Here is a 20,508-nt window from a genome sequence, read left to right on the forward strand (position 1 = left end):
GGGAACAGGAGACAAGATATGAGTAACGTACAGACTGAACACATAGGAATGAACCGCACGGGCATCCAGATGTCGCCCATCGACAGCAAGGCCATGCAGGATGTTGAGCCGGCCCTGATGGACAGCGATGGCGTCGATGAAATGGCGCTGGCCGAGTTGCGCAGCGAGTACATCGCCAATGCCGATGCGCTGGGATCGGTGCCCCTTCCCGGCACCATCACCGGCGCCGTGACGATGGGGGTGTCGATGCTCAAGGGCGAGAGCCCACAAATCCTGCTCGACAAGCTGGGCGAACGGCTGGCCTACGAGCGCACCGGCACGCGCTTGTACGACGCGCTGATTACCAAGTGCGAGGTGATGCTGGCAGGCGAAATCAGCATGACAATCGAAGACCTGGAGCAGATACGCGCCGATGAAGCACGCCATTTCCTGATGCTGGCCGATGCGATCGAATCGCTGGGGGGCGACCCGACGTCGCAGACGCCCAGTGCCGATCTGGTCGGGGTGGAGTCGCTCGGGCTGGTGCAGGTATTGAACGACCCGCGTACCAGCATTGCACAGTCGCTGCACGCCATCGTCACAGCCGAGCTGAGCGACAAGGCAGGCTGGGAAACCCTGGTAGCGCTGGCGGATGAGCATGGATTATCGGACATGGTCGACCGTTTTACACAGGCGCTGAACGAAGAGCGCGAGCATCTGGCGCTGACCCAAACGTGGTACGAAGAGGCTATCGGGCTGACTTACGGGGATGTGGAGGTCGACGAGCTGCCGGCGCAGTCGCAGTTGCAGTCGCAGTCGCCGCCGCCTCCTTAATACCGCGGTAATACGTCTGGACGCTTGCGGATTTTCGCGGTGACTGATGCGCCCGATGCAACCGGCGCGACCGATGCAAACGGCGCAAACGGCACGACGATTGGGCACAATCTGGCCGTAGCGCATGGGTGCGCTACGGCGGCTGGGTGCGCTACGGCGGCTGGGTGCGCTGCGCCGGCGGCGTGCGCTTCGGCGGGCGCATTCGCTGCGCCGGTTGCGTGCGCTGTGGCGGTTGCCAGCGCTGTCTCGACGCCAGCCCTACACGTGCTTAGCCCCCGCCCGACATCTTGACGATCCGGTTGTTCACGCCTGAAATATTCTTTTTAGGTTCGGCAGTGGATTGCCAGCGGACGCTGTTATTCACGCCTTCCACGGTCAGGGGGGCTTTCGGAGCCAGTTGAATCGTGACGGAATTGCCCGACCCGGACACTTCCAGCGCGGAGCACACGCCCGAAAACGTAATGACGTTGTCGGTTCCTTCGATGACCGCGCGGCGGCCATCGCACGGGAATGAACGTTGATGTCCATTGCCGCTGACTTGAACCCTGTCCTTGCCCGACGCAACGGCGCCGACACTGTCTTCGTCAGCAACTGCGGCGCCAGCGGCACCAAAGGCGGCAGCGGCCGCCATACTCAATGTAATCAGGACACGTAATGACATCACAACCCTTTCAAGAAATCGTTGCCGGAATTATAATAATCCGATGTGAATTCGACAACTTTCATGCTTCACCAACGGGCATGACCGTTACCCATGTGCGAATCCGCTGTCGCTGCGCCGAACAATCTATCATTTCAATGGCAGCTTGACGATCTGGTGTTTCCCCCCACTCAGGTCCTGGTTGGGTTCGCCCGTGGACTGCCAGCGCACCTTGTGGTCGGCACCGGCTACCGTCAGGGAGCCCTGCGGCGCAAGTTGGACGGTAACGCTGTTATTCCCGCCCGAAACGTCGAGACTCGCACACACACCTGTAAAAGTGATGACATGGTCGGAACCTTCGACCACCGCCTTGCGTCCATTGCATGGGAACGTACGCTGATGGCCGTTGCCGCTGACTTCGATCACTTCCCTGGTCACGGAAATCGCGCCGACCCCTTTTTCCTGCGCCATGGCGGCGCTGTGCAGGCTCACCCCGGCAGCGAAGACAACGCCAACGGCGCGCACAAAATTGGTATTAAACAACATCGATGCCCCTTATCGAGAAAAATGTTATCTAAATTCTAGCATTACATTCAAACCAGGCGCACTCATCTGATGGCGCAACGAGCGTCCTCCGCTTGCTGGCTGACGACACAGATGTGCTCAGGCGCCCGTTTTAACCCAGGCCGTGGATGCAATCCCTGGCCCGATCGCCGCCATTCGCCGACGCGCCAGGATTTTCGGGCGTGCCGTTTTGTCCTACAATGCTGGATGACCCAAATTTCGCTTGTCCTGCCGTTCGCCTTGCCCCCTCCCGAGCTCGCCCCCGATCTAATCCGCGCATTGCAGGCGCCCGCGCTGGCTGCGCTCATCAGCCGCACCACGTCCCGCCAGCAACTGCCGGTCGATGAGGACCTGCGCGCCCTGCCCCACGAAGCCTGGCTGGCGCGCGCGCTGGCGGCGTCCGGCGGCGGCAAACCGGCATTTGCCAGCGCCGTCATGCAAGGCTATGGGCTGGCGCCGGCGCAAGGCACCTGGTTCATCGTCCACCCGGCCCACACCCAGATCGCCCGCAGCCATTTGCTGATAGCCGACATGCGCCGCCTGCAGTTGTCCGAGGCGCACGGGCGCGTCCTGTTCGACATCGCCAAGCCTTACTTCGACGAATCCGGACAAACGCTCCTGTACGGCGACGCCGGTACCTGGTTCATGCGCGCCGACGACTGGGCCGACCTGGAGACATCGACACCCGATTCGGCCGTCGGCCTGAACCTGACCGACTGGATGCCCAAGGGCCCGCCGGCGCGCGCATTCCGCAAGCTGCAAAACGAAGTGCAGATGCTCTGGTTCGAGCATGCCGTCAACACCGAACGCGAAGCGCGCGGCCTGGCGGCGATCAACTCCTTCTGGCCGTGGGGCGCTTCCCCGGCCGGCGCCAGCGTCGACGCCTCCGCGCTGGCCACCAGTGCAGCCCCGCCGTGGATGACAGCGCTGACCGGGCATCCACAGGCCGCAGCCATCACGTCGATCGACGCAATGGCCGGGAAATCGATCCTGGTGTGCGACGCCCTGAGCGAAGCGGCCATGGCCACCGACTGGGCGGGCTGGCTGCAGCACATGCACCGCCTGGAGCAGTCCACCTTTGCCCCGGCTCTGGCCGCGCTCAAGGACGGCCGCGTCAAGCAGCTGCAACTGGTCCTGAGCCACCGCACCAGCCAGACCGCTTTTACCACCACCCGCTTTTCGCAACGCGCCTTCTGGCGCCGCCCGACCTTAGACAGACTGCTGCCATGACCCGTATCACCACTCGCCCCTGCTCTTTCCGAACGTCCGAAATGCTGCGCCAGACCGGCGTGCATCCCGTGCTCGCGCGCCTGTACGCCGCGCGCGGCCTGACCGACGCGCGCGAATTATCGAGTGAACTGGGCAGCCTGATGGCGCCCGCCGGCCTGCTGCACATCGACGCCGCCGCCGTGTTCCTGGCCGACGCCATCAAGGCCGGCAAAAAAATGACCATCGTGGCCGACTACGATTGCGACGGCGCCACCGCCTGCGCCGTCGCCCTGCGCGGCCTGCGCGCGATGGGTGCCACGGTCGACTACATCGTCCCCAACCGCTTCGAGTACGGCTACGGCCTCACGCCCGAAATCGTGGAACTGACCGCGCGCGAAAAGGCGCCGGATATCATCATCACTGTCGACAACGGCATCGCCAGCATCGACGGCGTGCTGGAAGCGAAGCGGCGCGGCATCGACGTTGTCGTCACCGACCACCACCTTCCGGGCGACACGCTGCCCGAAGCGCGCGTGATCGTCAATCCGAACCAGCCCGAGTGCGGCTTTCCCAGCAAGCACCTGGCCGGCGTCGGCGTGGTGTTCTACGTGCTGCTTGCACTGCGCGCCGAACTGCGCAAACGCGGCGTATTCGATGCCCAGACCCAGCCCAAGCTGGACAGCCTGCTCGACCTGGTCGCCCTGGGCACCGTGGCCGACGTGGTGCGGCTCGACTCGAACAACCGCATCCTGGTGGCACAGGGCCTCAAGCGCATGCGCGCGGGACGCATGCACCCCGGCGTGGCCGCGCTGTTCCGCGTGGCCGGACGCGAAGCGCGCAGCGCATCGCCGTTCGACCTGGGTTTTGCGCTCGGTCCGCGCCTCAATGCCGCCGGGCGCCTGGAAGACATGTCGCTCGGGATCGAGTGCCTGGTCACCGACGACGACGGACGCGCCTGGGCCATCGCCCAGCAGCTCAACGAAATCAACCTGAAGCGCCGCGAAATCGAGGCCGACATGCAGGACACGGCCCTGCTGCACCTCGACGCCTACGAGCCGGCCGACAGCAACACGATCAGCGTGTTCGACGAATCCTGGCACCAGGGCGTGATCGGCATTGTCGCCTCGCGCCTGAAAGAAAAATTCTTCCGCCCGACGATCACCTTCGCACCGGGCGCGGAAGGCTGGATCAAGGGCTCGGGGCGGTCGATTCCGGGCTTTCACCTGCGCGACGCGCTCGACCTGGTATCGAAGCGCGCACCAAGCCTGATCGACAAATTCGGCGGCCATGCGATGGCGGCCGGGCTGACCATTCGCGCCGACGCGTTCGAGGCGTTTTCCGCGGCATTCGAGGAAGTCGGGCGCGCCTGGCTTAACACGCAGCAGCTCGAACGCATCATCGAAACCGACGGTCCGCTGGAAGACGCCTATTACACGACCGAATTCATCGGCCTGATGGACGGCCAGGTGTGGGGCCAGGGCTTTGCGCCACCAGTGTTTTGCGATGAGTTCCGGGTGGTCAGCCAGCGCATTTTGAAAGAGCGCCATCTCAAGCTCCAGCTTGAGCGCAACGGCCAGCGTTACGACGCCATCTGGTTCGGCCACACCGCGTCGGTCGGCGAGCGCGCACGCGTGGCATTCCGCCTCGACGCCAACGAATACAACGGCGTCACACGGGTGCAACTGCTGGTCGAACACGCCGAGCCGGCTTAAGTTCGCCTGAACAGGCCGGAACGGGCCCAAGCACGCCCGTCCACTGCCGGCGCCGGACGCCTGGCACGTCGGGCTGGAAGAACTGATCCGTCCGAGCCGAGCCGGATCATGCACGTCCGCCATGGTCGTCCGGCACGCCGACGGCATCCGGCCCGTCGCTACTCACTGGCGCGTCATTCGACATGGTCTTGTGGGGGTGTTTAATCATCGGCGTGCAAGCACACGGGCTTTGGTGTTCCACGCCCGCAACTCAAGACAGCTTTTCCAGCATCGCCTCGCCACCTTCAAGCTCTGCCTCCCTGAACTGCCAGCATGAAATGACGCAACGCGCCGCCACGGCCTCGGTAAATGCAAGGCACTCCTTCTCGGTGTCGAAGTGCTCCACCTGCGTCAACGGCCAGGGCTGCCGATAACGGACCAGATTGTTCACCTCGCTCAACAAGCTTGTGTAGCCCATTCCATCTTCATACATTTCCGCACGGGATACCGCCGCGACGGCCTTCAGCGGAAGCGTCCTCGATTCCAGCGGTTTGCTACCGTCGGGATAGTGCCTGCGGGTATTCCACGTACGGTTCCCGAAATCGATCCATTCACGCGATGTCCAGACCTGGCCCGGCTTCGCCTTTTGCTTCCTGAAACCCCACACGGCGCCCGCCGGAACGGCGACCATCCAGATTGCCTGCGTGACGCTGTTTTCCCCGACGATGAAATCCAGGAGCAGCGTCAGGAGTTTCGCCAGCGCAAGGGCAACAACGCCGTAAATAAAGGCCGCAGCCTTGGCCATCACCAGACGGTCGTCCTGCGTTGCTTCCCGCGATTCGAGGACCCAGTGATCCGGTTCGTCGTGGCCAGACGCCCCCCGGCCATCGGCACATGGTTGATTCACGACACGGGGAGTACGCGCTTCGGGGATAGGGCGAGGAATCTTGGACACGTCTGCTTGACACCGCACAGGGAGGAATTGGCGATATTATGAGGCTTCGCCGATTTGAAATAAAAACAATGTTGCTCCTGCCTGCAAGTCTTGCAGCGGCTGTTGTGCTGCCTGTCAGCGCGGCCGCGCTACCGGGCACAAGCGAGCCGAACAGTCCCAGTCATTCTTTGTGCAAGCTCATGAACAGTTTGATGGCGATTGGCTTGCACACGACACGAAGATAGAGTATAAATACTCCATAACTGGAGCCCATCATGAATCTTGCCTTCGCATATCCAAAAAGTCGTTTCGAGCCGGCCGTGCTCATCGACCTGAACGCGCGAGCGGAGCGGGAGCGCCTGTCCAAATCCGCGCTCAAGGGGTTTTTTGCCCTCATGACCGCCTGGAAGCTGCGCGACGAAGATGCCCGCGAACTGCTCGGCGGCATGTCTTCCTCCACTTTCTACGAGTGGAAAAAGAACCCCGACCGCGTCCTCGAAGTCGACCGCATCACCCGCATTTCCTACCTGCTCGGCATCTACAAAGCCCTTCACATTCTGTACGGCGACAAGCTTGCCGACGAATGGGTCACCCTCCCGAATACCAATCCTATCTTTGCCGGACGCACGCCGCTGTCGCAAATGCTGGCGGGCGGCTTGTTATCCATGCAAACGGTGCGCAAGCTGCTCGACGCGCGCCGAGGAGGCCTCTGACTTGACGGTCATTCCCAAGCTCACCAATTTGCGGCAGTTCGACACCTGCCGCCTGATCCCATCCCGCTTCGCCGACGTGGAAGATTCCGTGCTCAGCCCGCTGGCCGAGGATCGTGATGTCTTGCGCGACCTGTTCGATATCGATAACGCCACCAATGAACGCCTGCGCGGCGAATACGGCAGCCTGCCCGGCATTGGCGTCGATGAACTGGTCTTCGGCGTGCCGAATTTCCGCATCATCAACGCGGCCTACACCTATCCGCGCCCGGAAGGCAGCCGTTTCAACGATGGCGAACGCGGGGCCTGGTATTGCGCCTTCGAGGCCGAGACCGCCCTTGCCGAAATCACTTTCCACAAGACCGTGGAGTACCAGGAAATCGGCCGCTTCGACGACAGCGTGACGTATCAGGCGCTGATCGCCGACTTTACCAGCACGTTCCACGACATTCGCGGGGTCGATGCCTTCGCCAGGTATCTCGATCCGACCAGCTACATCGATTCCCAGGATCTGGCCACGCAACTGCTCGAGAGCGGTTCGATGGGCGTGATTTACCCGAGTGTGCGGCGTCCCGAGGGCACTTGCCTTGCATGTTTCCGCCCCGCCCTGGTCGGCAATGTACGCAAGGGACAGGTCTACCGCCTCACCTGGTCCGGCTCGCCTACCCCCGTCATCGATATCATCTGAACCATCGTTTTACGATCGACTCCACCTGAACTATTGAGTAACTGTATGAATACCAAGCCTGAAAACGACACCGAACTGCGCGCCAAGATCAACCTCGAAACGGCGCGCCTGCCCTGGTCCGAACTGGAGCGCCATTTTGCCCAAGGCAATGTGGTGTTCGTCAGCGCCGACCTCGACCTGGTCGACGTCGCCGTGCGCATTTCGCACGATGACAAGGACAGCATCGCCCGCTGGATGGGCGACGGCAAGCTCGGCAAGGTGTCGGATGCGCAGGCGCAAGCCTGGACCGAGACCGCCGCCGTGTTGTGGACCTCGGTCGTTCATCCTTTCATACTGGTGCAGCCAGAAAAAGCCGTCCTGCACTGAACCGATTGCGGCCTAGCGCCGCTTCAAAATCGACCCGAGCACGCCGCGGATAATCTCCCGCCCGACCTGCGAGCCGATGCTGCGCGCGGCCGACTTGACCATCGCCTCCACCGGCGATTGGCGCTTGCTGCCGCCGCCGCCGAACAAGCCGCCGAGCATGCCGCCCAAGGACGTATTGGGCGCACTCTCGGGCACCTGGCTGCGCGCGCCGCCGGCCGGGGTCCTGCCGCGCGGTGCCGGGGTTTCGGCCTGTTCCGCAGCAACAGCGCGGGCGGCAATCAGTTCGTGCGCCGATTCGCGGTCGATGCCTTGTTCGTACACGCCGGCAACCACCGATTGCGCCATTGCGTGCTGGCGCCCGGCGTCGTCAATGGGGCCGATCTGCGATGCCGGCGGCAAGATGAACGCGCGCTCGACCATATTCGGCCGTCCTTTTTCATCAAGGAACGAGACGAGCGCTTCGCCCACCTCCAGCTCGGTGATGACCTGGGCGGTATCGAGCCCCGGATTGGGCCGGAACGTGTCGGCGGCGGCCTTGACCGCTTTCTGGTCGCGCGGCGTGTACGCACGCAAGGCGTGCTGCACGCGGTTGCCCAACTGGCCAAGCACGGTGTCGGGAATGTCGAGCGGGTTCTGCGTGATGAAAAACACACCCACGCCCTTCGAGCGGATCAGGCGCACCACCTGCTCGATCTTTTGCAGCAAGGGCTTGGGCGCTTCGCTGAACAGCAGGTGCGCCTCGTCGAAGAAAAACACCAGCTTGGGCTTGTCCAGGTCGCCTACCTCGGGCAGGTTTTCAAACAGCTCCGATAGCAGCCACAGCAGAAAAACCGCATACAGGCGCGGCGCGTTCATCAGCTTGTCGGCGGCGAGGATGTTGACGATGCCCTTGCCTTGCGCGTCGGTTTGCAGCAAGTCATCGATATTGAGCATCGGTTCGCCGAAAAAGCGGTCGCCGCCCTGCTGCTCGACCGCCACCAGCCCGCGCTGGATGGCGCCGATACTCGCCGCCGAGATGTTGCCGTAGGTCGTGCGGAAATCTGCAGCGTTGTCGCCCACATGCTGCAGCATGCTGCGCAAATCCTTGATATCGAGCAGCAGCAGGCCATTGTCGTCAGCGATCTTGAACACCAGTTGCAGCACGCCTTCCTGGGTATCGTTCAGGTTCAGCATGCGCGCCAGCAGCAGCGGGCCGAGATCGGAAATCGTGGCGCGCACGGGATGGCCGTTCTCGCCAAACACATCCCAGAACGTCACCGGACAAGCGGCCCAGGCTGGCGCTTCGACGCCCAGTGCGCTCAAGCGCTTTATCATCTTTTCCGAGGCTGCGCCCGCCGTGGCCATGCCGGACAGGTCACCCTTGACGTCCGCCATGAACACCGGCACCCCGATTCCCGACAGCGCCTCGGCGATCACCTGCAAGGTCACCGTCTTGCCGGTACCGGTTGCGCCGGTGATACATCCGTGACGATTGACCAGCGCCGGCAGCAAATCGAGCATCAGCGGCGCTTGGGATGCATTGTTTCTGGCAATCGGCAGCGGGATGGACATGGCGGCAATCTCCTGGGTGCGATGGGATATTCATAGTACATCATGCCTTTGGCATCGATCGATGCAAGTTTCCCGGCAACGGGCAAAACGTGATTCAATACGCCCGCGGCGATTTGCCGCAGTTACACTTCGACGGAGACCAGGATGCGTTCGATTATTTTTCTTTTTGCCGCTTGGCTGTGCACCAGTGGCGTTCAGGCCGCAGGCGGCATCACGGCTGGTGGCGTTGTTTTGCTGCAGCCTGAACAGGTGATCGGCGCAAGGGTCAGCGTGGAAAAACTTGCTCCTTACCTCAAGCAAGTGGACGCTGCCGCGAGTGGAATATTCAATGCCGCGAAGGCCGTTCCCGCCACCGGTGGATTCCTGGTGGTGGCGATTCGTCCGGGACAGCAATCGAAATTCTGGCTCGATTTCAATCCGCCGCTGCCGCCAGCCGTGGCGAGCGACCTGATCGCCGCTGCGCAAGGCGTGAAACCGCCTGCCGTCAACGGCGGAACAGTGGTGCTCGCGATGAAATATGGCGTCGCCGGTGGCAAAGTGCCAGCGGGTCCGATGCCCTCCCCGGCGGAGTGGACAACGGTCGCCAAGGCGGCAGGAAAGCCGCTGGAGATTGGTGATCTCGTCGACCGCATCTGGAAGTAAGTGCGAATTGGTGGCCGATTGCTGCTGTTTGCGGGAAAGAACCGGAGGAATGGCGGCAAAGGACGCGTCAGTCCGCTATCTCGATGAGCCTCCGTTTGCGCGGTCTGGACATGAGATGGTTGTCGTCGGATGGTTGTCTATAATGAGTGGGCGAATACATGACCGCGAGACGAAATTAAATGGCTGACGGCTTGAGCAGATTTCAGGCGAAGGAAGCGATACACAAAAATTGTGGTGCGGGTTGGTTACCTTTGGTTGATGAAGTTTTCGATAAACTGCCTTCAAATATCATCATTACCTCTGCCTTTCAAAAATACGGCGCATTGCGATTTGACTGGGATCCCCGGGACGATGGGGAGTTTGATGCCTTCCTTAATGATGTGGCACAGCGCAGCTTGGGCATGTGCGAAACTTGCGGGGAAGCTGGTATCGAGATGATTATTGATAGCTGGGTTGTCACACGGTGTAATCTGCATTCCGGAGGATACGTCTGGCGCAGCGACGAGCCTTGATTTTTGGGCCGTGAAGTGGCAACTCAATTAAAAGCAGAGACGACGATTGGAGATCTGGAGTTGGCCTCGGTCCGTCGCCACCGCACAGGCGGGAACGCATGCGCTCCCGCCACGTTTGCATCGTAGCCTGCGGCTCGATCAAACACGTCCACCGACTTGCGTGGAATTAACTAGATCAGGGCGATGCCGTGCGCGACCGGTCGTTCAGACTGCCCGCTCCACAAACCCCATTCCCACAAACACCCGTTCCGCGTTGCCGCGTTCCGCCTGAAAGTGGTGCATGCGGCGCTCGGATTTGTTCTTGCCTTCCTCCGACTTCGCCAATTCCCCCAGCTTGCTTAGCAACAGCTGCGCCGCAAGCCGCTTGTTGGCATGCTGGCTGCGCTCGGTCTGCACCTTCACCGACAAGCCCGATGCCACATGGGTTGCCCGGATCGCGCTGTCGGTCTTGTTCACATGCTGACCGCCCGGCCCGGAGGCGCGCGTCGCTTCATACCGGATTTCTCCGAACTCGGTCGACACGGCCGGCGGCGCAAACGCCGCGCCACTCAGGAACCAGTTCTTCCGCTTATGCATCTTGCGGTAAGGACTTTCGCAGATCCACTGGATGCTGCCGCACCAGCGCGCAGCAAGCGCCCCTTCAGGTTCCGCAGGACCATCCAGCTCCAGCAGCACCGAGCGCAAAGTCCCGCCGACGGGTCCATCCAACTGCTCCACCACGCTGACCGTCACCCCCGCCTTCTGCGCCTCGCGGCTCAGTTGCGCAAGCGCTTTCGTCACCGCCAGGCAGCACTCCACCGGGCCCGTATTGGCTGTAATTTGTAACCAGATCATCAGCAGCACTCCCCACGCGTCTTGTAGGTCAGCACTGGTTTGCTTCTGGAAACCACCCTCACCAATCCCGCGCCCACAAGCGAGCCGAGCACGCTGTCGACATTCTTGTACGCCTGTGGCGCTTCTTCATAAATCAGGGCACGATCGTTGCAGATGACGCGCCCGCCCATCGACGTGCGGCTCAATTGCGCCGGCGTCGCCAGTTTGTCCAGGCGGCCCTTGCAATCGGTACGCATCCATTTGCGCCCTGCTCCATGCGCCAGCGAATGCAGGCTCAGTTCACCGGCCGACAGCACCGGTTCGATCAGATAGCTGTAGTCGTCGCGCGAACCGGGCAACATCACCAGCCCCTGGTCGCTCGGCGTGGCGCCCTTACGGTGCAGCCAGCCTGCCTGGCCATCGATGCATGCTGGCGTCACCGTGTTGTGGTGAACGTCGAGCACGCGCACAGCCTCACAACGCAGGCGATGAAAAATCCGCGCCGCGATCAGCGATCGATTCACTTCCGCGTATTGCAGCGCTGCGTCATGCTCGCGCAAATACGCGACCGCTTCAGGGCTGCCGTCGGCCAAACCGGCGTGGCTGTGCGCGTCGACATGCGCGCGCAAAATTACTTGGCCAAGACCACGCGAGCCGCTGTGCACCAGCAGTTGCAGGCATTTACGCGTCAGCGTCGTGCGCCCCATCACCTCTTCATCTTCGACAGCGTCGATGGCCTGAAGTTCCGCGAAGTGGTTGCCCCTACCGATGGTGCCGAGCGAGCGCAGCGGCGCCAGATCCACGCCGGCCGCAGCCAGCGATGCCGACAATGCGTCGATGCGTGCCGGCCAGGAAGGATCGAGGCGCTCCAGAGCGGCCCATTCCTCCTCGTCGATCACGTCGTCGAGGTTGCCGATCTGCTTGTCGATCTTGTCGAGCTTGGCTTTGCCGGCAAGAATGTCGGTTTGCCACAGCGCCATGCCGCAGCCGATGTCGTTGCCGACCAGTGCCGGATACAGGCGTCCGGTGGAAAAGAAGGCGGCCCCGACGGGATAGCCGCGGCCCGGATGCAGGTCGGGCAAGCCGACGACGCGCTGCATGCCGGCGAGTGCGGCCGTGGTTTTGGTTTGTTGTACTGCTGCGTCTTCGAGCCACAGACGGTCGGACGCGATGATCGAAATACGATCAGAAATTTGCTGAACAAAATTGCCCATGTGATGCCAATCCAAAAAAGTCGATACGGGATTGGGCGCTGGCGGAGCGCTGACGATTAACTCGTCAAGAGAGGGCTAAAACGATGCGACAGACGGGCGAATGCCGTCGGTTCAGTGCAGGATGTAGCCAGCCAGACCCAGAAAAAGAGCGTTTATGTTCAGTTTTTGCATGATCGATCTCCTTTTCTAAAATGGTTGGCCTGCTTGAGAATGCGATAGTAGGTGATTTTTTGCGGCAACGCAAGTGCTAACTTGCCATTATTTACTCATGGGGCGGGCGTTGTTGCCTAACCGGGGTCAGACCTCGGTTAGGAAATACTGCGCGTTCGTTGCTTAACCGAGGTCTGACCCCGGTTGAGCAACATGTCGACTTAGCGAACGGCGCAGAAGCCGAACGATTGCGTCGCTTTCGGCTGCACTGTCGCGTTGTACGCCTGGCCCGATGCCGTCAAGATCGCGCCAGTCTGGGTGTAGACCGCGTTCCACAGGTTGTTGATCTTGCCCTGCACCGGCACTTGGATCTTCCACACCACCGGCGACGTACCGGCGTTGTTCACTGCAACATCGGCGCAATAGCCAGCCGACCAGTCGGACGTGATTTTCACCACTGCCGTGACCGACGGTGTTGGCGTCGGTGTTGGTGTTGGCGTCGGCGTTGGCGTTGGCGTTGGCGTCGGCGTCGGCGTCGGTGTCGGTGTCGGTGTCGGTGTCGGTGTCGGCGTTGGCGTCGGCGTCGGTGTTGGCGTCGGCGTCGGTGTTGGCGTCGGCGTCGGCGTCGGCGTTGGCGTTGGCGTTGGCGTCGGCGTTGGCGTCGCACCAGCCCACAAGTTCTTCAGCAATGCCATCTTGTCCGGCCAGACCGTTTTCCAGTCATCCTGCAAGATGCCGCCCGTGTCTCCGCTGTTCGGATTGAGCGTCCAGTAGAACGAACTGATCATGCCGCGTTCTTTCAGGTATTTCACCAGCGCATCCTGCCAGATCTTGTCTTTCGCATGGCCGCCGCCGTGGCCGTACTTGCCACCCCACTCGCCCAGCACCACCGGATAATCCTTGGCGAACTTGCCCCACTGCTGATCCCAGATCGCAGGCATGTTGGCCGGGAAGTCAGGCGCCCGGAAGTAATCCATCTCGAACACATCAGGACCGTACACGTGCGGCGACAGCACCAGCTTGTTACGCGGAATGTCGAGCGTCTTGCAGTTCAGCGGTTCCAGGTTGCCGCCCCAGAAATGGCCGTACTGGCCCTGGCAGCCGCCAGAATTGCTGCCAATGCCTTCGACGAAAATAAGCAGGTTGGGATTGACCGCCAGGATGCGCTTCGATGCGCGCTCGGCCGCGAGGTTCCAGTCGGTACGCACATTGCCCGTACCCCAGGTCGCTTGGCCGTGCGGCTCGTTCTTGATGTCCAGGCCGATCAGGTTGCGCAGGCCGGAGTAATGCTGGGCCAGGTATTCGAGGTCGGTCAGCCACTGTTCTTCGGTGTACTGCGGCGTGTTCCACAATTCCGAAATCGCGTTGCAATCCGGACGATGGTGGTCCAGCAGAATATAGATGCCGCGGCGGTCGACTTCTTTCAGGAACACGTCGAGCCATTGGCGCGAGTTCAGGCCCACCAGGTCGGGATTGGCCAGCGCGTCGATGTTCGGCTTGACCGAGTCGCGAAAGGTGGCCGGGCACACCGGAATACGCAGGGCGTTGAAGCCGTTCGCTTGCACCTGGTCGAGCATGCTCTTCCAGTTGCGCGTCCACAGGCCGTGCACCGTGCCATCATAGGTCTCGAAACCGAACCAGTTCACGCCCTTGAGCACGACCGGACGGTTCGCATCGTCCAAAATCTTGTTGCCGGATACGGTAAAGGCGTGGCCCGCCGTGGCTGCGAAGGCCAGGGCCAGCGACAGTGCCAGTTTGCTTACAACTTTCGGGGTAATCATCGTGCATCTCCAATATAGGTGAGAGGACTTGAAGCGGGCCGGTTAGAGCCCGGCTGGTAGCGGCCGGTAACCGGTCACCGCTGCGACCGCGACACCCGGGAAGGTGCCGACTAGGGCGTTGTAGCCTTCGGCCGATTTTCCGTAACGGTTGCGGGCATCGGCCAGCGCAATCTCGTCTTGCGGCAATTTGCCGCGCAGTTCCTTGAGTGATGACACCGTTTCCAGCTCGGGCGCGCCGCGCGTTTCCGCCAGGCGGTACAGCACGCCGGTCAGCTCACCCTGGTAACGTTTGTAGGTATCGACCGCTTCCGCGTCGTTCAGCACGTCGCTGTTGGTCGGCAGCGCACTGGCGCGCACCAGGCTGGTCCGCGCCTGGTCGATGAAGGCCGGATCGAGTCCGCCGGCCCGCGCCGCGCCTTCGAGCGCGGTGCTGGCCAGGCGCGCGCGCTGCGCGTGGATCTGGGTCAGGTCGCGCCAGGCGTCGGTGCCGCCCGCCCTCGCGGCGCTGAGTGTGTTGTAACTGATGCCGGCGCCGACGCCGGCGACGGCGAGTATTACCGCGAGCACTGCGATTGCCGCTTGTGTTGAACGAATCGTCATCGTCGTCCTCCCTTGTTTTCAAATGCCTGTTTCAAACGCAAAAAATCCGCGCGGGCCACATTCGGCCCGCGCGGACGACTAACAATTACTTGACAGCGATGGTGCAGCTACGGCCAGCCCAGCTCAGGCCGGTCGGCAGCACTTTCGCGCCGCTGTACGACAGTTGCATGCCGAACTCGACATTGCCGCCGGCAGCGATGGTGCCGTTCCAGCCCGTCGGCGTCGCGTTGAACGCACGGCCGCTCTGGGTCACGACAGCGCCCCACGAGTTGGTCAGCGTGGCGTCGTTCGACGCGGTCCAGTTCAGTGCCCAGCCGGTAATCGGCGCGGTGCCGGTGTTACGCAGCGTGACGCGTGGAACCTGGCCAGCACCCCAGTCATTGGTGGTGTCGAAATCGACAGCGCAACCGCCGGTCTGCACATCCTTGTCCGCTTCGGTGGCCACGACGTTGACGGCGGCTGCCGTCGGCGCGGTCACTGCGAAGGTGGCGCTGCCGTTCAGGCTATCGGCATCGACTGCCGCGGCAACCGTCACTGGCTGGGTCACGTTCCAGTTAGCTGGCGTGAAGGTCAGCGTTGCACCACCGGCAACCGACAGGTCGGTGTCGCCGCTCAGGCGGGCTACGCTGACCGTGACGTTCGCTTTAGGTGCTGCACCCAGGCGGACCTGGAAGGTGCGCGATGCGCCTTCCGGTACGCTCAAAGGCGCGCCGGTGACAACCAGGCTGACCGGGATCACAACATCGCGGTCGGACTCGGTGGCCACCGTGGTGGCGCTCAGGTAGCCAGGCGCCGTGAAGGTGAAGTTGGCGCTGCCGTTGAGGGCGTCGGCATCCGGTGCGGCGTTGATCGACACGGCCTGCAGCACGTTGTAGTTGGCCGGCGTGAACAGCAGGCTGGTCTGCGGCGTGCTCAGGTCGACGTCGCCGCCGGCCGCCTTGGCGATGGCGACCGTGACGTTGGCGGCAGGCGCCTTCGACAGGCTGATGCGCACGCTGTTGGAACCGCCTTCAGGCACGCTCAGGGCGCTGGTGCTGGTCACGATCGATGGCGAGTCGCTGCCGCCGACGATGTTGGCGTAATCGGCCAGTGCATTGGCGATGTCGGCCTGCGCCCAGAAGCGGTGGTAGCGCCAGGTTGGTGCCGGGCCGCCGTCCAGGTAAGCTTTCAGCTTAGGCCACTGCGGATCGTCCTTGTATTTCGGACGGATGCTCAGGAACGTCGCGCTCGAGTCGATCACCGCGCCCTGGGCGTTGGTGCCGGTCCAGCCCTGTGGAATGTACACGCCCGAACCGGTAGCCGGATCGTAAGGCTGGGTGAAGCGCTTGTAGTCGGCGCGCGTTTCGTCGACCACCAGGCCAACCGAATCCTGGTGCTTGGCCCACATGCGGTCCAGCAGTTGCTTGGCCAGTACTTTCGCTGGTTCGTTGTTCGCTTTTGCGCCGTAGTAGATCAGGGTACGGGCAAAGGCGGCGGCGATACCGACGTCGTTGGTGCTGTCGACAATTTTTACGCGCAGGTTGGCATTCGCGCCAGGGGTTGCCGCGTTCCAGGTGTCAGGCTGGCCGCTCCATGCCAGGGTGTTCGGGATGGTGTAGGTGCCGTCCGCTTTCAGGACCGTGTTGGCCGATGCCCAGGCTACCCATTTGTCCAGAACCGTCTTGGCGCGCGCGTCGCCGCTGGCGTAGTAGTACTCGGCCACACGCTGCATCGACCAGGCCTGGAAGCCGAACCAGGTGTTCGACGCCGGATCGTGGTAGACCGGTTTTTCATCGTAGAACATGCCGTGGAAGGTCGCGGTGCCTGCCGGTGGGGTCAGGTAATCGCCGCCCCAGCTGTTGGTCGCGCCGCCGGCGATCGCGCCGTCAGCCGATTGCAGCCAACGGTAGAATTCCATCTGGCGGGTCAGGCTCTTGCCCCAATCGCCAGCAGCGCTAGGCGAGAGCGGCTTGAATTCGGCCTGGGTCGACAGTGCCCATGCGGCCAGCGGATTCTGGTAGCCGAAGTGGTTGTGGCTCGAACCGATGCGCCATGCCCAGCCGGCGTTGGTGTCGGTTGCGCCGCCCCATGCGTAGTACCAGCTCATCAGGTAATGCTGATTGTCGCGTTCGCCTTGAGCATTCGGCTGGCCATTGCCGCCCGGGCAGGAATTCGCGTTGGTGCAATTGCCGATCTTTTTGAAGTACTTGTCGAACATGGCGTAACGCAGGAAGTCGCCCATCTTCGCGGCCTTGGTGACCAGATCGGCCACTTGCGCGCTCTTGCCTTGCTGCTTGGCCCAGACCGACGCCCAGTACACGGCTTGCACGGCACGCGCATCGGCGTCAGGTGCATTGGTGTAGCGGAACTGCTTGGCGCGGTTGTTGTCGCCGATGAACAGGCCGAGGAAACCCTCGCCGCCGCCGTTTTTGCCCCATTTGAAGGTTTCGCACGATGGGTGCGGAACGGTTTCCCACACCGATTCCTGCGAACCGCGCTGGAAGGTGTTGATGTACGCAGGACGCGTGGTGCCGTCGCCGCATTTGCCGTAGCCGTACCAGTTATCGACGTCCAGCAGCCAGTGCATGCCGTAGATATTGCTGGTGCCGTAAGCGGTTTTCAGTTCGTTGGCGATCGGATCCTGGCCGACCGGCACGCCGCCGTTCAGCGGCGCAGGGTAGCTCTTCGGCAGGTCGTACTCGGCGGCGTAGGTCGCCGGTTTGCCCGGGTTGTAGAAGCTGTTGGTCGGCTGGTCGGACTGCGATGGAATGATGTACTTTTCCATGTTGGCCCAGGCCGCGTTCAGCGGACCCCAGTCGCCGGTGGCGCGGCCGTACTGCGCTTCCATCCACAGCCAGTAGCTGTACGCTTCCGACGTGGTTTCGTGGCCGTGGTCCGGTGCTTCGACCATCAGCGTTTCGATCGAGTGGTACGGCACGCCTTCCTTGCTGAAGTAGCCGTTCGCAGGATCTTTGATCTTCTTGTACTGGGTCAGGAAGCGCTGCGTGTATTCCGCATCGGCGGCGGCGTGGGCCGTTGCCATCATCGGCACGCTGATCGCGGCCACGGTGGCTGCCGTGACGGACAGGGCCAGCAGGCCGCGCATCGCGCTGCGCGCCAGGCGCCGGCCGCTGCCGCTGTTGCGCAGGGCATCGGTGACGGCGTTCAGTTTAATTTGTGACATCGAATTCATTCAGGAGTCTCCTCGCAATTGTCGTACTTTATGGCGTCCGTGAATCACGTACGCCGGCATGGTTGCCGCCCTCTTTCCGGATGCACCGGTACGGATGGCGGATGTTTCATTTTTCTTTCCCGCGTTCCGGTCCGTGGCGGGCGGCCACGGCGCGGTTCACGTTGCGCCGGCCGCTGCCTGCCGAAGCAGGAATCGACTTGCGCCCGAAGACAGGTGGATGCCTTCGCTGTCCGCATGCGCCGCACCTTCCACTGCCCAGAGCAAGGCTGCGGCGCATACAGGACCTGCACGGTGGGGCCGGCCATGCCGTCCCCGCACTACGCAGGCTTGAAAACGTTTTCAACTGTTTTTCAAAAAAAACGATCAAATGACCGTTTTTATCGAAAGACCCTGGCTGCGGACGTGTCCGGGCCGAGGCCAACCGTCGCTGCACAAAACAAGCCGTCGGCTAGGTATTGACGCAATGTATCCGCTGCAAAGGTTAAATGTCAAGAACCCAAAAATGCCTGTTTTTGCATTGCACATATAGCAATTGCTGAATGAAAACAGGTGTGTGCCGTGTGGAGCTTTTGGGAACCGCTTCCAGAAAAAAGAACAAGTATCTCCTTCAACGGCGGGGCTTTCAGGCCTTTCATCGGATCTACATAGTGAAAAAGTGCCCCATAAACCGAAAAATAATGATGCTTGCTGTTCAAGATCTCCTGCAAGCGAGAAATGTTAAATTCCGTGACGTGCATATGCCGGAGCGCACGCGAAACAGCGTGTTTTTTGACTAAACACGCGTGGCGAAAAACTGACGCGCGAAAATTTCATCACCCTTGAAATCGCTTTCATGCTAAATATCGTTTTTGATATGCGTTTCCTGCCGCCAACCGCTCCACATGCCGGGCTGTCGGCGCTCCGTGGTGCTACCATGTTGTGTCTTTCATATTGAAACCACTTCGGAAAGCGTGCGCATGCCACATTGCCAGCTCGACCACATCACCGTTACCGCCCCCACGCTCGACCAGGGCGCCGCCTGGGTCCGCGAGGTTCTCGGCGTCGCCGCCGCCCCGGGCGGCAAACATCCCGCCATGGGCACGCACAACCTGCTGCTGCGCCTTGGCGACGCCCTCTTCCTGGAGATCATCGCGATCGATCCCGAGGCGCCCTCGCCGGCCCGCCCGCGCTGGTTTGCGCTCGACGCGCTGGAAACCGGTTCGGCGCCGGCGCTGTCGGCCTGGGTCGCGCGCACCAGCGACATCGCCGCCACGGCCGGCGCGGTGGATGCCATCGCGCCGCTCGGCCCTGTCACGCCCATGGGCCGCGGCGCGCGCAACTGGCTCATTACCATTCCCGCCGGTGGCGGCATGCCGATGGACGGCGTCGGTCCCGCGCTGATCGAATGGGATGCCGGGCCACACCCGGCGGCCGGCATGCCCGATCCGGGCCTGACGCTGGACCGGCTGGAGCTGTTCCACCCCGAGCCGCTGCGCGTGCGCGCGCTGCTTGACGCAATCGGCATGCATGCGCCGGTATCGGTGGTGCGGATCGACGCCGGCGCCAGGCCGCATCTGCGCGCCCATATCGGCACGCCGGCCGGGCCGCGCACGCTCTGACAATCCTGACCACCCACATCAACGAGGAAAAAAACCGATGAAATTTCTGAACATCGCCGTGGCCGCGGGCGCCGCGCTGGGCTGCACCATGGCCTTCGCCGCCAAGGTCACCGAACTCAAACCAGCCGAGGTCGATGCCTTCCTGTCCAAACCCGGCTACGTGGTCCTGCAACTGACCTCACCGGACCGCGGCTGCAAATACTGCATTGGCGCCGACAAGACCTTCGACCAGGCCGCCGCCGAATCCACCGACCGCAACACCGTGTTCGCGCGCGTGCAATGGCCCGTCTGGCACAAGGCGCCGAAGATGGGCCCACGCATCGACATCGGCGGCGTGCCGCGCCAGATCGTGTTCAAGGATGGCAAGGAGCAGCGCCAGGCGGGCGGGCGGCCCGAAAGCGCGAGCGCGCTGCTGGCCCACATCGAGAAGATCCGCCAGCTGCCGCCGGCGCCGGGCAAGGATGTCACCTACGAGCAGGAGGCAGCGGAGCCGGCACCGGCGCCACAGGCACCGCTGACGGCTGCCCAGCAGGACGTGCTGCGTCTCTACACGCGCAAGGACCTGCTGAAGGAACTGGTGGCGGCGTGCGCCAGGGTTGCACCACCCAAAGCGGCGGCTTACGAACGCGCCTTCCAGACCTGGACGGTGGCCCATGCCGGCGCGCTCAATGAAGCGGCCATGCTGAAACTGTCGCGCACCAGCCGCGAAGACGCCAGCGAGGAAGCCGCGCTGGCGCAGGGCGAAATGCGCACTGTCGAAGCATGGATGGCGAAGGATCTGAACATCACGCGGACCAAGGGGCCGGGCGAGGGCAGCTGCAACGGCCTGACGGCTTACCTGGAGGCGGCCAAACGCTGAC

At 62.5% G+C, this 20,508-nt stretch carries 20 protein-coding genes; 10 read left to right on the top strand and 10 right to left on the bottom strand.

The features are described 5' to 3' along the window. Nucleotides 1-18: 18 nt before the first annotated feature. Nucleotides 19-813 carry a ferritin-like domain-containing protein gene (locus RBA41_RS27210; protein ID WP_306627513.1) on the top strand — a complete coding sequence of 265 codons (795 nt, stop codon included), beginning with the start codon at nucleotides 19-21 and terminating at the stop codon, nucleotides 811-813. Nucleotides 814-1,081: 268 nt separating this feature from the next. Here the strand turns inward: RBA41_RS27210 and RBA41_RS27215 are convergent, their stop codons facing one another. Continuing rightward, nucleotides 1,082-1,474 carry a DUF3060 domain-containing protein gene (locus tag RBA41_RS27215; protein ID WP_306627514.1) on the bottom strand — a complete coding sequence of 131 codons (393 nt, stop codon included), beginning with the start codon at nucleotides 1,472-1,474 and terminating at the stop codon, nucleotides 1,082-1,084. A gap of 129 nt (nucleotides 1,475-1,603) precedes the next feature. Beyond that, entirely contained in the window at nucleotides 1,604-1,999 is a 396-nt protein-coding gene (locus RBA41_RS27220) for a DUF3060 domain-containing protein (RefSeq protein WP_306627515.1), read from the bottom strand. Nucleotides 2,000-2,224: 225 nt separating this feature from the next. Here RBA41_RS27220 and RBA41_RS27225 point away from each other — a divergent pair, with 225 nt between their 5' ends. Together RBA41_RS27225 and recJ are read left to right on the top strand one after the other, a co-directional pair. Beyond that, nucleotides 2,225-3,247: a hypothetical protein gene (locus RBA41_RS27225; RefSeq protein ID WP_306627516.1), complete on the top strand. Its 1,023-nt coding sequence runs from the start codon at nucleotides 2,225-2,227 to the stop codon at nucleotides 3,245-3,247. After that, nucleotides 3,244-4,938, top strand: a complete 1,695-nt coding sequence (recJ, locus tag RBA41_RS27230; protein ID WP_306627517.1) for a single-stranded-DNA-specific exonuclease RecJ — start codon at nucleotides 3,244-3,246, stop codon at nucleotides 4,936-4,938. Before RBA41_RS27225 ends, recJ begins: the two co-directional genes overlap by 4 nt. Nucleotides 4,939-5,188: 250 nt before the next feature. On the opposite strand, the gene RBA41_RS27235 is transcribed toward recJ, so the two are convergent. Then, nucleotides 5,189-5,872 carry a hypothetical protein gene (locus RBA41_RS27235; protein ID WP_306627518.1) on the bottom strand — a complete coding sequence of 228 codons (684 nt, stop codon included), beginning with the start codon at nucleotides 5,870-5,872 and terminating at the stop codon, nucleotides 5,189-5,191. A 254-nt stretch (nucleotides 5,873-6,126) separates the two neighbouring features. On the opposite strand from RBA41_RS27235, the gene RBA41_RS27240 reads away from it, so the two are divergent. From RBA41_RS27240 to RBA41_RS27250, 3 genes are read left to right on the top strand one after another with little or no spacing between them, the layout of a single operon-like run. Then, a complete protein-coding gene (locus tag RBA41_RS27240; protein ID WP_099879556.1) occupies nucleotides 6,127-6,564 on the top strand; it encodes an MbcA/ParS/Xre antitoxin family protein in 438 nt (145 codons plus the stop codon). Between the two features lies 1 nt (nucleotide 6,565). After that, nucleotides 6,566-7,249, top strand: a complete 684-nt coding sequence (locus RBA41_RS27245) for an RES family NAD+ phosphorylase (RefSeq protein WP_306627519.1) — start codon at nucleotides 6,566-6,568, stop codon at nucleotides 7,247-7,249. 45 nt (nucleotides 7,250-7,294) lie between these two features. Continuing rightward, complete coding sequence (locus RBA41_RS27250) at nucleotides 7,295-7,615, top strand: DUF2288 domain-containing protein (RefSeq protein ID WP_306627520.1); 321 nt, start codon at nucleotides 7,295-7,297, stop codon at nucleotides 7,613-7,615. 12 nt (nucleotides 7,616-7,627) lie between these two features. Here the strand turns inward: RBA41_RS27250 and RBA41_RS27255 are convergent, their stop codons facing one another. Continuing rightward, nucleotides 7,628-9,166, bottom strand: coding sequence for a helicase HerA-like C-terminal domain-containing protein (locus tag RBA41_RS27255; protein WP_306627521.1), 1,539 nt, complete (start codon nucleotides 9,164-9,166; stop codon nucleotides 7,628-7,630). 144 nt (nucleotides 9,167-9,310) lie between these two features. Here RBA41_RS27255 and RBA41_RS27260 point away from each other — a divergent pair, with 144 nt between their 5' ends. Next, nucleotides 9,311-9,808: a hypothetical protein gene (locus RBA41_RS27260; RefSeq protein ID WP_306627522.1), complete on the top strand. Its 498-nt coding sequence runs from the start codon at nucleotides 9,311-9,313 to the stop codon at nucleotides 9,806-9,808. 179 nt (nucleotides 9,809-9,987) lie between these two features. Further along, entirely contained in the window at nucleotides 9,988-10,320 is a 333-nt protein-coding gene (locus tag RBA41_RS27265) for a hypothetical protein (protein ID WP_306627523.1), read from the top strand. Nucleotides 10,321-10,524: 204 nt separating this feature from the next. Here RBA41_RS27265 and prfH read toward each other — a convergent pair whose 3' ends face one another. The 6 genes from prfH to RBA41_RS27295 all read right to left on the bottom strand — a co-directional run bounded on the left by prfH (nucleotide 10,525) and on the right by RBA41_RS27295 (nucleotide 18,745). After that, complete coding sequence (gene prfH / locus RBA41_RS27270) at nucleotides 10,525-11,154, bottom strand: peptide chain release factor H (protein ID WP_306627524.1); 630 nt, start codon at nucleotides 11,152-11,154, stop codon at nucleotides 10,525-10,527. Continuing rightward, a complete protein-coding gene (locus RBA41_RS27275) occupies nucleotides 11,154-12,347 on the bottom strand; it encodes an RNA ligase RtcB family protein (RefSeq protein WP_306627525.1) in 1,194 nt (397 codons plus the stop codon). Before RBA41_RS27275 ends, prfH begins: the two co-directional genes overlap by 1 nt. Nucleotides 12,348-12,718: 371 nt before the next feature. Continuing rightward, entirely contained in the window at nucleotides 12,719-14,278 is a 1,560-nt protein-coding gene (locus RBA41_RS27280) for a glycoside hydrolase family 5 protein (RefSeq protein ID WP_306627526.1), read from the bottom strand. Nucleotides 14,279-14,320: 42 nt separating this feature from the next. Next, nucleotides 14,321-14,878, bottom strand: a complete 558-nt coding sequence (locus tag RBA41_RS27285; protein ID WP_306627528.1) for a LemA family protein — start codon at nucleotides 14,876-14,878, stop codon at nucleotides 14,321-14,323. 85 nt (nucleotides 14,879-14,963) lie between these two features. Then, nucleotides 14,964-18,050 carry a glycoside hydrolase family 48 protein gene (locus RBA41_RS27290; protein ID WP_306627529.1) on the bottom strand — a complete coding sequence of 1,029 codons (3,087 nt, stop codon included), beginning with the start codon at nucleotides 18,048-18,050 and terminating at the stop codon, nucleotides 14,964-14,966. A gap of 488 nt (nucleotides 18,051-18,538) precedes the next feature. Continuing rightward, nucleotides 18,539-18,745 carry a hypothetical protein gene (locus tag RBA41_RS27295; RefSeq protein WP_306627530.1) on the bottom strand — a complete coding sequence of 69 codons (207 nt, stop codon included), beginning with the start codon at nucleotides 18,743-18,745 and terminating at the stop codon, nucleotides 18,539-18,541. Nucleotides 18,746-19,006: 261 nt separating this feature from the next. Between RBA41_RS27295 and RBA41_RS27300 the strand changes: the two genes are divergently transcribed. Next, nucleotides 19,007-19,648 carry a VOC family protein gene (locus RBA41_RS27300; protein ID WP_306627531.1) on the top strand — a complete coding sequence of 214 codons (642 nt, stop codon included), beginning with the start codon at nucleotides 19,007-19,009 and terminating at the stop codon, nucleotides 19,646-19,648. A 37-nt stretch (nucleotides 19,649-19,685) separates the two neighbouring features. Continuing rightward, on the top strand, nucleotides 19,686-20,507 hold the full coding sequence (locus RBA41_RS27305) for a thioredoxin domain-containing protein (protein WP_306627532.1): 822 nt from the start codon (nucleotides 19,686-19,688) through the stop codon (nucleotides 20,505-20,507). Nucleotide 20,508 lies beyond the last annotated feature (1 nt).

It is taken from the genome of Massilia scottii (assembly GCF_030846495.1).
GTDB lineage: Bacteria > Pseudomonadota > Gammaproteobacteria > Burkholderiales > Burkholderiaceae_D > Telluria_A > Telluria_A violaceinigra.

Coding starts and splice junctions, on each gene's coding strand:
- RBA41_RS27210 (WP_306627513.1), top strand. CDS start 19: ATGAGTAACGTACAGACTGAACACATAGGAATGAACCGCACGGGCATC.
- RBA41_RS27215 (WP_306627514.1), bottom strand. CDS start 1,474: ATGTCATTACGTGTCCTGATTACATTGAGTATGGCGGCCGCTGCCGCC.
- RBA41_RS27220 (WP_306627515.1), bottom strand. CDS start 1,999: ATGTTGTTTAATACCAATTTTGTGCGCGCCGTTGGCGTTGTCTTCGCT.
- RBA41_RS27225 (WP_306627516.1), top strand. CDS start 2,225: ATGACCCAAATTTCGCTTGTCCTGCCGTTCGCCTTGCCCCCTCCCGAG.
- recJ (WP_306627517.1), top strand. CDS start 3,244: ATGACCCGTATCACCACTCGCCCCTGCTCTTTCCGAACGTCCGAAATG.
- RBA41_RS27240 (WP_099879556.1), top strand. CDS start 6,127: ATGAATCTTGCCTTCGCATATCCAAAAAGTCGTTTCGAGCCGGCCGTG.
- RBA41_RS27250 (WP_306627520.1), top strand. CDS start 7,295: ATGAATACCAAGCCTGAAAACGACACCGAACTGCGCGCCAAGATCAAC.
- RBA41_RS27255 (WP_306627521.1), bottom strand. CDS start 9,166: ATGTCCATCCCGCTGCCGATTGCCAGAAACAATGCATCCCAAGCGCCG.
- RBA41_RS27260 (WP_306627522.1), top strand. CDS start 9,311: ATGCGTTCGATTATTTTTCTTTTTGCCGCTTGGCTGTGCACCAGTGGC.
- RBA41_RS27265 (WP_306627523.1), top strand. CDS start 9,988: ATGGCTGACGGCTTGAGCAGATTTCAGGCGAAGGAAGCGATACACAAA.
- prfH (WP_306627524.1), bottom strand. CDS start 11,154: ATGATCTGGTTACAAATTACAGCCAATACGGGCCCGGTGGAGTGCTGC.
- RBA41_RS27275 (WP_306627525.1), bottom strand. CDS start 12,347: ATGGGCAATTTTGTTCAGCAAATTTCTGATCGTATTTCGATCATCGCG.
- RBA41_RS27280 (WP_306627526.1), bottom strand. CDS start 14,278: ATGATTACCCCGAAAGTTGTAAGCAAACTGGCACTGTCGCTGGCCCTG.
- RBA41_RS27285 (WP_306627528.1), bottom strand. CDS start 14,878: ATGACGATTCGTTCAACACAAGCGGCAATCGCAGTGCTCGCGGTAATA.
- RBA41_RS27290 (WP_306627529.1), bottom strand. CDS start 18,050: ATGAATTCGATGTCACAAATTAAACTGAACGCCGTCACCGATGCCCTG.
- RBA41_RS27300 (WP_306627531.1), top strand. CDS start 19,007: ATGCCACATTGCCAGCTCGACCACATCACCGTTACCGCCCCCACGCTC.
- RBA41_RS27305 (WP_306627532.1), top strand. CDS start 19,686: ATGAAATTTCTGAACATCGCCGTGGCCGCGGGCGCCGCGCTGGGCTGC.